This is a genomic window from Amycolatopsis kentuckyensis (assembly GCF_002155975.1).
GTDB lineage: Bacteria > Actinomycetota > Actinomycetes > Mycobacteriales > Pseudonocardiaceae > Amycolatopsis > Amycolatopsis kentuckyensis.
This window is the reverse complement of sequence record NZ_MUMI01000408.1, coordinates 1-13,031: the sequence shown is the minus strand read 5'-3', so window position 1 is coordinate 13,031 and position 13,031 is coordinate 1. Positions and strand designations below refer to the sequence as shown.

The window sequence follows — 13,031 nt, the reverse complement described above, 5'->3', positions numbered from 1 at the left end:
CCGGTGTGGCGGGCGCGCGCCGCTTCGACGTCGACTTCGCCGATCGGCCGCGCGGGCGCGCTCGGCGCTCCGGCGGCGACGCGCTGGATGGCCGGCTTGACCGGCGCTCCGCGCTCCTCGAACGAGCCCCATTCCTGGCACTCCGGACAGCGGCCCAGCCACTTGGCCGCTTCGTACCCGCAGCTCCCGCAGCGGTAGGTGGTCCCCTTCTTCACCCCGCGAGGCTATCGGCGACCACCGACAAAACCGGGGACCTACTCCTTGACGTGCGCCGGCGCCGCGACCGGCAGCTCGACGGTGACCGGTCCGGCGTTCTGGAAGACGAAGGTGACCTTGATGACCTGACCCGGCCAGAGAGGCTGCTTCAGCGCGGGCAGCGTCACGGTGGCCTGGCCGACCTTCTCCGGCGCGGTCGGCGTCGCGGCCGGGCCGGACGACGGGACCTCGGAGGTGGGCGTGGCGGTCAGGTTGTTGCCCGGGCTGTTGGTGGCCGAGCTGCTGCCGGTCGGCGTCCCGCTGGACGTCGGGGCACTCGGCGACGACGTCGGTGCGCCGGTGGACTGCACCTCGTTCGTGGACTCGACGGCGTCGTCCGGGCCGATCACCAGCGAGTGCATGGCGACGACGGTCTTGGACCCCTCGATGGTCGCCTGGCCGCCGCCTTCGACGGTCACCGAGACGAGCGAGTCGTCCTGGGCGCCGCGGTTGACGATCGTCAGGGTCAGCGCCGGGGTCGCGCCGGCCGCGTAGCCCGGGCCCGGCGTCGGGTACTGGACGGCCGCGTTGCGCAGGTCGATGGTCTTGACCTGGGCGTGCGTGCCGTTGACCGCGGGCTGCTGCGAGTCGGTCTGGGTGATCTGGCCGGCCCCGCACCCGGCGAGCACGAGCGCGGCACCGAGCGCCAGCACGCCCGCGCCGAGCACGCGACGATTCTGCAGCCTCACGTCGCAGTCCTTCCCTTTTCACGGCCTCGTCGCCCCGAAGACTAGCCGGGGGCGATCTCCGCCGCGGAACGGGTGTGCGTTGCCGGGGCGCGGCGACCAAGATCAACCGTCCACAAAGGAATTCCCAGCCTGTGACGAAACGCTTCGCCGCTACCTGCGTGAGCACGGGGGTCCGACGTTTGTCAACCCCCGGCCAGGCCGCTGACCTGCGAGGACGAGTCCGGCCCGCTAGGTGGGCACTGGCGGCCCGTGCTAGGATGGAGTCAGCGAAAGGGGCAGAGGACACATGGTTTTCAAGGTCGGAGAGACCGTCGTCTACCCGCACCACGGTGCCGCACTCATCGAAGCCATCGAGACCCGCGTGATCAAGGGCGAGGAAAAGAAGTACCTCGTCCTCAAGGTCGCGCAAGGGGATCTCACGGTTCGCGTGCCCGCAGACAACGCCGAAATCGTCGGCGTCCGCGATGTCGTCGGGCAAGAAGGACTGGACAAGGTCTTCGACGTTCTGCGTGCTCCGCACACCGAAGAGCCCACCAACTGGTCTCGTCGGTACAAGGCCAACCTCGAGAAGCTCGCCTCCGGCGATGTGAACAAGGTGGCCGAAGTGGTGCGCGACCTCTGGCGGCGAGAGAAGGACCGCGGACTTTCAGCCGGTGAGAAGCGCATGCTGGCGAAGGCGCGGCAAATTCTGGTCAGCGAGCTCGCGCTCGCGGAGGGCACCGACGAGGACAAGGCTGAGGTCCTCCTCGACGAAGTTCTGGAAACCGCGACGGTCTAACCCCCAGGCATCCCGCTCGACGGGCGGGTGGGTGCCTCTACGATCGCGTACCGATGAACGTCGTCGCGATCGTGACCGTCGCACACCATGCCTCCGACGGAGAGTCAGCTCTCACGCCGGTGCATGGTGAGGCGCTGCTGACGCACACCGTGCGGGGGCTGCTCGACGTACCGGAGATCGATCTGGTGCTCGTGGCGGCCCCCCAGCGGTGTGCTTTGTCGTTTTCCGAGGCCGTGCGTGGCCTCGCCTGCCGGGTGGTGCCCGGCTCGCTCCGGCAGGCCTTCGCCGCCGTCGAGCCCGAACTCGCCCGTGGTTCCGTTGTACTCCTCCACGACGCGCTGCGAGCCTTCATTCCTGCGCAAACAGTGCGTGACGTGATCAGCGCGGTCCGCGACGGCGCTCCGGTGGTGGTGCCGGTGCTCCCGATGGCCGACACGGTGAAGGTGACGGACGCGGCTTCGCTGATCGTCGGCACGGAGGACCGCACGCGGCTGCGCACCCTCCAGACCCCGGTGGGCTACGCGTTCGAGGCGTTCCGGCCGGACCTCACCCCCGCCGGCGCGGCGACGGTCGACGGCCACCCGGACGCGATGCGCGTCACCACCGAGTTCGAACTGTCCCTGGCCGAGGCGATCGCGGCGGCACCGAAGCACGAGGAGACGCTGTGAGGATCGGCAACGGGGTCGACGTCCACCCGATCGAACCGGGCCGCGAGTGCTGGATGGCGGGCCTGCGCTGGCCGGACGCGGACGGCTGCGCCGGCCATTCGGACGGCGACGTCGCAGCGCACGCCCTGTGCGACGCCCTCCTGTCGGCGGCCGGGCTCGGTGACCTGGGCGCGGTGTTCGGCACCGGCGACCCCCGCATGGACGGCGCGCACGGGACGGACATGCTGGCCGAGGTGCGGGGCCTGATCGAGGCGGCGGGCTGGCGGGTGGGGAACGCCACGGTCCAGATCGTGGGCAACGCCCCCCGGGTCGGCAAGCGGCGCGACGAGGCCCAGAAGGTGCTGTCGGAGGCGGTGGGCGGCCCGGTGAGCGTCTCCGGGACGACGTCGGACGGCTTGGGCCTGACCGGCCGCGGCGAGGGCATCGCGGCCTTCGCGACGGCGTTGCTGCTCGCGGCGGAATAGGGCCGCGACCGCGCCGGTTCGGCGTGATATGCCCCTCACTCTCCCGGAGGCCGTCCGCGCGCTGGTCGACGGCCGGAACTTCGCCACCGTCGCCACCCTCGACCCGGACGGGGGACCCCAGACCTCCGTCGTCTGGGTCGGCCTCGACGACGGCGATCTCGTCTTCAGCGCCACCGAGGACCGCCGGAAGGTCCGCAACCTGCGCCGCGATCCCCGCATCAGCGTCTCGATCACCGACGCCGAGGACCCCTACCGGCACACGCAGCTGCGCGGCACCGTGACGATCACCCCGGACCCGGAGAAGGCCCTCCCGCGGGCCCTGAGCCACAAATACCTCGCCCAGGACCCGCCGCCGGAGGGCCCCGAGACCGAACGCGTGGTCGTCCGGCTCGCGGTCGACAAGATCGCCGGCAACGTGAAATAGGGTCTCCGACCATGTTCAACGAAGCCACCAAGGCCCTGCTCGACGGCACCAACTACCCCGTCGTGGCCACGACCAACGCCGACGGCTCGCCGCAGAGCTCCGTCGTCTGGGCGAAGCGCGACGGGGACACCGTGGTCTTCGTGACCGTCCAGGGCCGGCGCAAGGAACGCAACATCCGGCGCGACCCCCGCGTCTCGCTCTCCGTCTTCGACCTGGCCGATCCGGAGAACTACGTCGAGATCCGCGGCCGCGCCGAAGTCACCGCCGAAGGCGGCCGCGAGCTGAACGACGAGCTGGCCCGCAAATACACCGGCACGGTCTTCCCGCCCGAGCCGGCCGACGTCGTGCGCGTGCTCGTGCGCGTCGTCCCCGAACACATCACAGGGCACTCGGCCTGATGGTCCCGTTAGGCTGGAACCATGACGATCAGGGCCGTGTTGTTCGACTTCTCCGGCACGCTCTTCCGGCTCGAGCAGGACGAGTCCTGGCTCACCGAACTGACGAACCACGACGGTGAGCCGCTCGACATCGAGGCGCAGGCCGAGCTGATGCGCCGGATGACCGCGCCGGTCGGGCAGGTCGTCGAGCTCGACGCCGAGCACGTGCACGCCTGGCAGCACCGCGACCGCGACCCGGGGCTGCACCGGAAGGTCTACCTCGAGGTGCTCAAGAAGTCCGGCGTCCCGCACTTCGACCAGGCCGAGGCGCTCTACAACCGGCTGATCGATCCCAGCCAGTGGACGCCGTACCCGGACACCGAAGCCGTGCTGAAGGCCGCCGCCGAGCGGGGCCTGAAGGTCGGCGTGCTGAGCAACATCGCCTTCGACATCCGGCCCGCCTTCACCGCCCGCGGGTGGGACGCCTACGTCGACGAGTTCGTGCTGTCCTTCGAGGTCGGCGCGGTCAAGCCGGAGCTGGAGATCTTCCGCAAGGCCGTCGAGTCGCTCGGCGTGCCGGCCACCGAGACGCTGATGGTCGGCGACAGCGAGGAGGCCGACGGCGGCGCCCGCGCCCTCGGCTGCGAGTTCGCGCTGGTCGACCCGCTGCCCACGGCCGACCGGCCGGACGCCCTGCTCACGGCGTTGCGCGGGTTCGGCGTCGCCTGACCGGCTGCGACCTCGCTCACGCCGACCCGTACCCTTTGAGGGTGGCCCTTCACCTTTTCGACACAGCGACCCGGAGCGTACGGGAGTTCCACCCCGTCCGTAGCGGAACGGCGTCGATCTACGTGTGTGGGGCCACCGTGCAGGGCGTCCCGCACATCGGGCACGTCCGCGGCGTCCTGAACTACGACGTCCTGCGCCGCTGGCTGGTCCACAGTGGACTCGACGTGCTGCTGGTCCGCAACGTCACGGACATCGACGACAAGATCCTGACCAAGGCCGCCGAGAACGAGCGGCCCTGGTGGGAGTGGGGCGCGACGCACGAGCGCGCCTTCGAGACCGCGTACGAGCAGCTGGGCTGCCTGCCGCCGTCGATCAACCCGCGCGCGACCGGGCACGTCACCCAGATGGTCGAGCTGATGGAACGCCTCATCGAGAGCGGCCACGGCTACGTCGCGGACGGCGACGTCTACTTCTCGGTGAAGTCGTTCGACGACTACGGCAAGCTCTCCGGCCAGGTCCTCGAAGACGTCCAGCAGGGCGAAACGCCGACCCGCGGCAAGCGCGACCCGCGCGACTTCACCATGTGGAAGAGCGCGAAGCCGGGCGAGCCGTCGTGGCCGACGCCGTGGGGGAACGGCCGGCCGGGCTGGCACCTCGAGTGCTCGGCGATGGCGACGGCGTACCTCGGCGCGGAGTTCGACATCCACGGCGGCGGCATCGACCTGGTCTTCCCGCACCACGAGAACGAGCGCGCCCAATCCAACGCGGCGGGCGACGCGTTCGCGCGGTTCTGGCTGCACAACGCCTGGGTGACCATGTCGGGCGAGAAGATGTCGAAGTCGCTCGGCAACACCGTGTCGATCCCGGCGATGCTGGAGCGCTACCGGGCGCCGGAGCTGCGGTACTACCTGGTCCAGCCGCACTACCGGTCGACGATCGAGTACTCCGACGCCGCGGTCTCCGAGGCCGCGCAGGGCTACCGGCGGATCGAAACGTTCCTGCGCCGCGCCGCGCAGTCGGGCGACGTGACGATCGGCACGATCCCCGAGGCGTTCGCGAACGCGCTCGACGACGACCTCGCCACCCCGCAGGCGTTCGCCGTGGTCCACACCACGGTGCGGGACGGTAACGCCGCCCTCGACGCGGGCGACACCTCCAAGGCACTCGAATTCGCCGCGGCCGTCCGCGCGATGACCGGCGTGCTCGGCCTCGACCCGCTGTCCGCGCGCTGGTCCGAGGCGGGCGGTTCCGAAACGCCCACCAAAGAAGCGCTGGCCCGGATCGTCGAAGGGCTGCTGGCCGAGCGCCAGCAGGCCCGCGCCGAGAAGGACTTCGCCCGCGCGGACGCCGCCCGTGACCGCCTCTCCCAGGCGGGCATCGTGGTGGAGGACACCCCCAACGGTCCTCAGTGGACTGTGAAGTCCGACTGATCTCGTTACAAAGCAAGGAACTTTCACCATGGCAGGCAACTCGCGGCGCCAGGGCGCGATCCGCAAGACGGGCACCAAGAAGGGTGCCGTCGTCGGCTCGGGCGGTCAGCGCCGCAAGGCCCTCGAAGGCAAGGGCCCGACCCCGAAGGCGGAGGACCGCCCCGGGCACAAGGCCTACCGCCAGGCCAACGCCCAGACGAAGCGCGACCAGGCCCGGCAGAAGAAGGCCGACAAGCCGGAGCTGATCGCCGGGCGCAACCCGGTGGTCGAGGCGCTGCGCGCGGGTGTCCCGGCGACGGCGTTGTACGTCGCGCTGAACATCGAGATCGACGACCGCGTGAACGACGCCGTCCGGCTGGCCGGCGACAAGGGCATCTCGATCCTGGAGATCCCGCGCGAAGAGCTGGACCGCAAGACCAACCGGGCCGTGCACCAGGGCCTGGGCCTGCAGGTCCCGCCGTTCGAGTACGCCCACCCGGACGACCTGATGGCGGTGGCCCGCAACTCGGGCGAGGTGCCGCTGTTCGTCGCGCTCGACGGCGTCACCGACCCCCGCAACCTGGGCGCGGTGATCCGCTCGGCGGCCGCGTTCGGCGCCCACGGCGTGCTGCTGCCGGAGCGGCGCAGCGCGGGCATGACGGCGGTGGCGTGGCGCACGAGCGCGGGCACGGCGGCGAAGCTGCCGATCGCGGTGGCGACGAACCTCACCCGCCAGCTCAAGGCGTGGGCGAACGACGGCTTGATGCTGGTCGGCCTGGACGCCGACGGGTCGGTGGACATCGACGAGCTGGAGCTGGCGGCGGACCCGCTGGTCATCGTGCTGGGTTCGGAGGGCCGCGGCCTGTCCCGGCTGGTCCGCGAGACCTGCGACGCCACGGTGTCCATCCCGATGGCAGCGGGCGTCGAGTCGCTGAACGCCTCGGTGGCGGCGGGCGTGCTGCTCGCGGAGGTGGCGCGCCGCCGTCGTGCCGCCGGGCGGGTCTGACACCGCCACCCAGTCGGGTTAGAGTCGCCGCGGATAAACCGAGGGGACCCGATGTCGTTCGTTTCGCCACTCTTCCTGTGGTACTTCATGCCGGCGGTGCTCATCGCCGTGCTGGTGTGCCCGCGGAGCTGGCGGAACGGCATCATCGCGGTGGCGAGCCTGCTGTTCTACACGATCGGCGCCGGCGCGTTCGTGTTCCTGCTGCTCGGCTGCATGGTGGTCAACTTCCTGGTCGGTCCCCTCCTGGCCCCGAACCCCTGGGACGTCCACGGCGTCCGGCGGCGCCGGATCCTCATCGCGGTGGTGGCGCTGGACGTCGCGGTGCTGCTGATCTGGAAGTACGCGGGCTTCGCCACCCAGCAGATCGCGGCGGTGGCCCACTGGTTCGGCGGCAGCGTGCCGGTGGCGAGCCTGGTGGTCCCGATCGGCATCTCGTTCTACACGTTCCACCACATTTCGTACGTGGTGGACATCTACCGGGGAGAGCGCCAGGCGCTCCGCAACCCGGTGGCGTTCACCGCGTACATCGCGATGTTCCCGCAGCTGGTGGCGGGCCCGATCGTCCGCTACCGGGAGATCGCGGACCAGCTGCCCCAGCAGCGGTCCCACCGCCTGGACGACATCGCGGCGGGCTTCCCGAGGTTCGCGCTCGGGCTGTGCAAGAAGGCGATCATCGCGGACTCTCTGGGCCCGTTGGTGGACGCGTGCTTCAAGGTCCCCCCGGACCAGATGACGTTCGCCACGGCCTGGCTGGGCGCGATCGGCTACACCCTCCAGTTGTTCTTCGACTTCTCGGGCTACTCGGACATGGCGATCGGTCTGGGCCGCATGCTGGGGTTCAGGTTGCCGGAGAACTTCGCGAGGCCGTATTCGGCGGTGACGATCACGGAGTTCTGGCGCCGCTGGCACATGAGCTTGAGTCGCTGGTTCCGCGACTACGTGTACATCCCCCTGGGCGGCAACCGCCACGGAGCTGCCCGGACGTACCGCAACCTCTGCATCGTGTTCGTGCTGACGGGCTTCTGGCACGGCGCCCAGTGGACGTTCCTGGTGTGGGGCTGCTACCACGGGGCGCTCCTGGTGATCGAGCGCCGGTTCGGCCTGGACCTGGACCCGGCAACACGCTGGAAACGCTATCTGCGCCGGGCCCTGACGATGCTGCTGGTGGTGTTCGGCTGGGTGTTCTTCCGGTCCCCGGACATGGGCCACGCCCTGTCGATGATCGGCCACATGCTGATCCCGGACTTCACCGGCTTGGGAACGAGCGTGGAGCAGGCCTTCACGAACCAGCGCCTGGTCCTCCTCCTGGCGGCGCTGGCGGTGTTCGCACTACCGGCCCACCCGGTGACGGGCCCCCTGCTGGAGTCGAGCCGAAGCCGCCCGGCAACGGCGCTGAGAATCGGCGTGATGACGGCAGGCCTCCTGTACGCGGCGATCCTGATCGCCACGGGAACGTTCAGCCCCTTCCTGTACTACCAGTTCTGAGCACAAGGAATCATGACCGAACTCTCCAAAGCCCCAGGCGTGATCCCGTACGTGGACCACCACGACGGCCCCCGCCGGCTGTTGACGGTGGAAATCCCCCACCTGGGACACACCGTCCGCGCCTACGCCCCCATAGCCAGCATCGACGGCCGCCAGTACGTCGTCTCGTGGGGCTCGGTCTCCTTCGAAATCCCCGCGGACCGGAACGTCCACATCAGCGTCCACCTCCAGACGAACAGCGGCAGCGACCACACGATCACCCCGTTCGCCTCGACGATCCTCGGCCCCCACCCGGCACCGGCCCGTCTGATGGCCCAGTTCGCCCCGAGCCAGCGCCCCGAAGGGGCCCTGATCCCGATCGGCTGAGAGCGCCAAAACCCTCACCCGAACGGCCCAGCCGTGAAACCCTGACCGGGTGCTGACCACCCGGTACCTCTTCCTCACCCGCCACGCGGAGGCGGCCCCGGGCGGCAGACTGACGGAAGCGGGTCGGCGCCAGGCCATCCGGCTCGGAAGACGCCTCCGGGACGTCCCGGTGACCGCGATCCACCACGGCCCCCTCCCCCGCACCACCGAAACTGCTCACCTCATCGCGAGCCAGCTGCCCTACGTGCCCCTCCACGTCGACAAGGCGGCAGGCGACTTCGTCCCGTACACGCCGAAGCGCGAAGAACTCCCGGAGACCTCGGGCGACCTGCTACTGGCCTTCGCCCGCCAGTTCCCGCCCGCCGACGAAGAGCTCGCCGCCGACGCCGAACGCCGGTTCAGCGGGCCGGTGCCGGGGACCGAGCCGCGGTACGAAGTGCTCGTCACGCACAACTTCCTCGTCGGCTGGCTCGTCCGCGCCGCACAGGACGCCCCGCCGTGGCGGTGGCTCACCTTCAGCCACGCCCACGCCGGCCTCACCGTCATCCAGTACTCCCCGGGCCGTCCCGCGGCCCTGCTGACCTACAACGACCTGAGCCACCTCCCCGCTGAACTCCGCTGGACCGGCTTCCCACCCGACTTTTACGTTCCGTAGTTGCCGAACACAACACGTGACCGCTCGGAAAAACGGTTCTCGCCCGAATGGCCGAACGTGTCAGGATGCGTGGATGAATCCCGCGCCGACGCCGACATCCGATCGGCTGAGCGACTACCTCGCCGCCGACACCGTCGTGGATCACGGGCACCCGTCGATCCGGGCGCTGGCCGGCGCCCTGCGTCCCGCCGGGGACGATCCCGTCGAGGCCGCGAGAACCGCGTTCCTCTTCGTGCGCGACGAGGTCGAACACGTCATCGACGCCGCCGATCCCCGCGTCACCTGGCGGGCGTCGGACGTCCTGCGCGAGCGCGTCGGGATCTGCTACGCGAAGGCGCACTTGCTCGCCGCTTTGCTGCGCGCACAAGGGATTCCGGCCGGCTTCTGCTACCAGGAACTGTCCGCGCTGCACGGGCTGAATGCCGTGTACCTGCACGGCAGGTGGGCACGGCTCGACGCCCGCGGCAACCGCACCGGCGCCGGCGGCGAGTTTTCGCTCGACGAGGAAAAACTGGCCTGGCCGGTGGACGCCACCCGCGGCGAACGCGATCACCCGGAGATCCACCCGGTGCCCGCACCGGCCGTCGTGGATTTCCTGATGACCGCCGAGCCGGGCCCCGGCTGGTACGAAAACGGGCTGCCGCACACACTTTGATCATGGTTTTCCCGCATTTTCGGAAAACCGGCGGACCCGGTAACTTATTGCCGAGAGTGACGTCTGTCCGTCAGTCCTGTCCCCCGAACTTCTTATTTCGCGCACCCCGCGAGGCGCGTAAAGTGACTCCCCGCGCTCGAACAGACACTTTACGCATACGTCCGTTCGGGTGGTTCGAGGGAGGTGAAGCACGTGGCCGCGGCTGGCGGACGCCTCCGCCGTACCCCACTGCAAGAGATCTTCTGGACCAGGACGAGCCTGCTCCTCACGGTGCTCGTCGTGGTCGCCGGCCTGAGCCTGTGGATCGCCGGCCTGATGGACCCCGGCACCGGGAAGAACCTGGTGACCTCGCTCGGCACCGGCACCCTGATCTCCGCGATCGTCGGGTTCGGCCAGACCCTGATCACCGCCAGCGCATCGCAGAAGGCGCTCGTGACCCCGGTGATCGAGGAAAGCCGGCGCGCGCTGGAGGACCTGAGCGCCGAATACCGCGCGCTGAACAAGGAGTTCTTCCCCACCGACGTGTTCGAGGCGACGACCGATCCCGACCCCGCGTTCAACCGCGCGCTGATGGCCGACCTCGACGCGACGCGGCAGTACTTCTTCCGCGGTTTTTCCGGTCGCCACGCGGCCGCCCGGCTGCTGCTTTCCCGCACCGAGCGGGAACTGCGGGCGGTCATCGCCGATCCGCGTGACGCGAGTTCGATCAGCGGGCGCGCCCGGTACCTGCTGCGCCGCGAGGCGGCCGACGCCGACTCCGAGCAGATCCAGAGCCGGCTCGACGAAGAGATCAAGATCGGGCTCGTCGGCCTCTTCCTGGCGCGCAGCCGCTGCGCGTCGGTCGACATCACCGTGGTCGCCGACCCGCCGCTGGACCGGCTCGAGATGTTCGACGACAGCGTGTGGGTGTCGCTCTACAGCGACGTCCGCGGCGCCACGAAGCTGTACCCGCGGTCCCTGCGATTCACCGAAGGTTCCTTCCTCTACAACATGGAACGCGCCGAATTCGTGCGCGTCTCGCAGTCCCGGACCGGCCGCCACTTCCGCATCACGTCCGCGACGACGCGGACGGATTTCCTGGCGCTGTTCGAGAAGATCACCGGATCCCCGTTGTCCGAGGAGCAGTTCCGCGAGCTGGAGGGCAAGTTCCACGCCTTCCGCGCGGAGTTCTCCGCAGTCGCCGAGCTAGGGAGCTGACCTTGCTCACCCGCCTGTCCCCCCTTTCCGAACTGGCCACGCGCCTGCGCACGGCCAGGTTCCCGCTCGCCGCGGACTGGCGCGCGGTCGACGGCTGGTTCCGGCCGTGGGCCGCCCAGCCCGGGCTGCGGGAAGAGCTGCGCACGCAGCTCCGCGCGCTGTCCACCGCGCAGGCCACCAAGGTCCTGCGCTCGTCCCGGGAAACGACCACCCACTTCGCCTGGTGCCTGCTCGATTCGCCGTCCGACCCGTTTTCCTTCTGGCTGCACGAATACAAGGCGCAGCAGGACTGGCGGGAGGGCTACGCGGATTCCGTGCACAACCACAGGTACCACTTCTGCACCACGATCCTCCGTGGTGACTACCTGCACGAAAGGTACGAGACGACGATCGACGCCGGCTCGGGGCTGATCGCGTCCGCGCGGTTGCGCCGCCGGACGCGCTGCGCGGCCGGCGCGTGCGCCACCATGCTGGCCGACGAATTCCACCGGATCCCCGAAGCGGCCACCGGAACGATGACTTTCCTCGTGAAATCACGCCCGGTGAGCAGTTTCAGCTTGTCTTTCGATCCGGCCAGCGGAATCGGTCACCGTCACGTTCCGGTGGAGGTCCGATTGGGGGAATTGGCCGACCGCATCTAGCTACACACCGGCGTCAGCGGCGCTTACCATTACTCCACCCGTCTGAACACCACGGCCGGGATGGGAGAGGTGTATGCGCACGCAGGAAAGCACGATCGACCACGCCGTCGTCGGTGCCGTCGAAAGAAAGGTCCACCGGCTCTGCCGCCAGTACGCCGACCGGCTGCAGTTCCACGGCTGGCACCACGTGAGTTTCGTCCGCGCGAAGGCGGCCGGTTTCGCCCGGTGCAACGGCGCGGACTCCGCGGTGGTGGAGGTCGCCGCGCTGGTGCACGACGTCAACTACCTGGTGCTCCGGAACTCGCCGGCCGCGGCGGGCCGGAGCCTGCGGCTGGAAATCCTCGCCGAATGCGGCGTCCCACCGCGGATCGCGCGGTGGATCGACGAAATCGTCGACGAAGCGGAAATGGCGACCCGCGGCCGCGACATTTCCCTGGAAGCGCAGGCGCTGAGCGACGCGGACACGTTGTTCAAGGCGCTGCCGGTGACACCGGTGGTGCTGGCGCACCGGTACCTGCGCGAGAACGGCCTGAGCCTGCGCGAGCTGGCCGACAAGATCGTCGGCGAGCAGTGCGACGTCCACGACGAGGGGTATTACTTCTACAACCCGGAGGCGGCGGCGACGTACTCCCACTGGGCGACGGCGAACCTGCAGCTGTGGCAGTGCATCAAGGAGGCGGTCGACGACCCGACGGTGGCGGAGCTGCTGGACGCGGTCGCGTCCTAACCCTGCCCGTAGCCGCGAAGCCGCTCGACGACGTTGGCAACCTCGGGCGGCGGCAGCAGGCTGGGCCGGCCGGCGCTCTGGGCGAGCAGCCACACGCGGCAGGCCCATTCGAGCTGCTGGGCGCGGTGGTAGGCGGCCTCGAGGCCGTCACCGTAGGTGAGAGTGCCGTGGTTGGCCATCAGACAGCCACGGCGTCCTTCGAGAGCCTCCAGCACGGCGGCAGCGAGCTCCGGCGTGCCATAGGTGGCGTAGCGCGCGACGCGCACCGAAGGCCCGACGGTGGCAACGATGTAGTGGATCGGCGGAACTTCCCGAACAAGCGTCGAGACGGCGGTGGCATGCGGCGAGTGCGTGTGCACGACGGCGGTCACGGGCTCCCCGTCCGGATCACGGACGTCCCAGTAGACGGAAAGGTGCATCGGCAGCTCACTGGTCGGCTTGAGCGACCCATCGACAACCTGCCCGCCGAGATCGCCGTTGTGGATGTCGGCGGGCAGGTTGTCGAT

17 protein-coding genes and 1 pseudogene are annotated in these 13,031 nt (G+C 69.7%); 15 read left to right on the top strand and 3 right to left on the bottom strand.

The features are described from left to right. Positions 1–215 (bottom strand): annotated as a pseudogene (locus tag CCN39_RS33820) (DNA repair protein RadA); the annotation flags it as partial. 39 nt (positions 216–254) lie between these two features. Next, the gene (locus tag CCN39_RS33815; RefSeq protein WP_086848946.1) at positions 255–944 is read right to left on the bottom strand and encodes a copper chaperone PCu(A)C; all 690 of its coding nucleotides are present in this window, start codon (positions 942–944) and stop codon (positions 255–257) included. A gap of 286 nt (positions 945–1,230) precedes the next feature. Between CCN39_RS33815 and CCN39_RS33810 the strand changes: the two genes are divergently transcribed. The 15 genes from CCN39_RS33810 (at position 1,231) to CCN39_RS33740 (ending at position 12,525) form a co-directional block, all read left to right on the top strand. Next, positions 1,231–1,722 carry a CarD family transcriptional regulator gene (locus tag CCN39_RS33810; RefSeq protein ID WP_004559016.1) on the top strand — a complete coding sequence of 164 codons (492 nt, stop codon included), beginning with the start codon at positions 1,231–1,233 and terminating at the stop codon, positions 1,720–1,722. A 53-nt stretch (positions 1,723–1,775) separates the two neighbouring features. Continuing rightward, the gene (locus tag CCN39_RS33805) at positions 1,776–2,390 is read left to right on the top strand and encodes an IspD/TarI family cytidylyltransferase (RefSeq protein ID WP_086848944.1); all 615 of its coding nucleotides are present in this window, start codon (positions 1,776–1,778) and stop codon (positions 2,388–2,390) included. After that, on the top strand, positions 2,387–2,854 hold the full coding sequence (gene ispF, locus CCN39_RS33800) for a 2-C-methyl-D-erythritol 2,4-cyclodiphosphate synthase (protein WP_086848942.1): 468 nt from the start codon (positions 2,387–2,389) through the stop codon (positions 2,852–2,854). The genes CCN39_RS33805 and ispF overlap by 4 nt, the downstream gene beginning before the upstream one ends. A gap of 28 nt (positions 2,855–2,882) precedes the next feature. Continuing rightward, on the top strand, positions 2,883–3,278 hold the full coding sequence (locus CCN39_RS33795) for a PPOX class F420-dependent oxidoreductase (protein ID WP_086848940.1): 396 nt from the start codon (positions 2,883–2,885) through the stop codon (positions 3,276–3,278). Positions 3,279–3,289: 11 nt separating this feature from the next. Next, positions 3,290–3,676 (top strand): PPOX class F420-dependent oxidoreductase, encoded by a 387-nt coding sequence (locus tag CCN39_RS33790; RefSeq protein WP_043782475.1) that lies wholly within the window; start codon positions 3,290–3,292, stop codon positions 3,674–3,676. Positions 3,677–3,697: 21 nt separating this feature from the next. Further along, positions 3,698–4,384 (top strand): HAD family hydrolase, encoded by a 687-nt coding sequence (locus CCN39_RS33785; protein WP_086848938.1) that lies wholly within the window; start codon positions 3,698–3,700, stop codon positions 4,382–4,384. 41 nt (positions 4,385–4,425) lie between these two features. After that, entirely contained in the window at positions 4,426–5,814 is a 1,389-nt protein-coding gene (cysS, locus tag CCN39_RS33780) for a cysteine--tRNA ligase (protein ID WP_086848936.1), read from the top strand. Between the two features lie 28 nt (positions 5,815–5,842). Next, positions 5,843–6,799 (top strand): 23S rRNA (guanosine(2251)-2'-O)-methyltransferase RlmB, encoded by a 957-nt coding sequence (gene rlmB / locus CCN39_RS33775; protein ID WP_086848935.1) that lies wholly within the window; start codon positions 5,843–5,845, stop codon positions 6,797–6,799. A gap of 51 nt (positions 6,800–6,850) precedes the next feature. Further along, a complete protein-coding gene (locus CCN39_RS33770; RefSeq protein ID WP_086848933.1) occupies positions 6,851–8,284 on the top strand; it encodes an MBOAT family O-acyltransferase in 1,434 nt (477 codons plus the stop codon). Positions 8,285–8,296: 12 nt separating this feature from the next. Further along, positions 8,297–8,650 (top strand): hypothetical protein, encoded by a 354-nt coding sequence (locus CCN39_RS33765; protein ID WP_086848931.1) that lies wholly within the window; start codon positions 8,297–8,299, stop codon positions 8,648–8,650. 49 nt (positions 8,651–8,699) lie between these two features. Next, entirely contained in the window at positions 8,700–9,305 is a 606-nt protein-coding gene (locus CCN39_RS33760; RefSeq protein ID WP_086848930.1) for a histidine phosphatase family protein, read from the top strand. Positions 9,306–9,378: 73 nt separating this feature from the next. Next, positions 9,379–9,960, top strand: a complete 582-nt coding sequence (locus CCN39_RS33755) for a transglutaminase domain-containing protein (protein WP_086848928.1) — start codon at positions 9,379–9,381, stop codon at positions 9,958–9,960. 183 nt (positions 9,961–10,143) lie between these two features. After that, a complete protein-coding gene (locus CCN39_RS33750) occupies positions 10,144–11,157 on the top strand; it encodes a hypothetical protein (RefSeq protein ID WP_167455259.1) in 1,014 nt (337 codons plus the stop codon). A 2-nt stretch (positions 11,158–11,159) separates the two neighbouring features. Then, complete coding sequence (locus tag CCN39_RS33745; RefSeq protein WP_086848926.1) at positions 11,160–11,798, top strand: hypothetical protein; 639 nt, start codon at positions 11,160–11,162, stop codon at positions 11,796–11,798. Positions 11,799–11,871: 73 nt separating this feature from the next. Then, complete coding sequence (locus CCN39_RS33740; RefSeq protein ID WP_086848924.1) at positions 11,872–12,525, top strand: HD domain-containing protein; 654 nt, start codon at positions 11,872–11,874, stop codon at positions 12,523–12,525. On the opposite strand, the gene CCN39_RS33735 is transcribed toward CCN39_RS33740, so the two are convergent. Beyond that, the coding region (locus CCN39_RS33735) for a class II aldolase/adducin family protein (RefSeq protein ID WP_143264252.1) at positions 12,522–13,031 on the bottom strand (510 nt) is incomplete at its 5' end. The genes CCN39_RS33740 and CCN39_RS33735 overlap by 4 nt on opposite strands.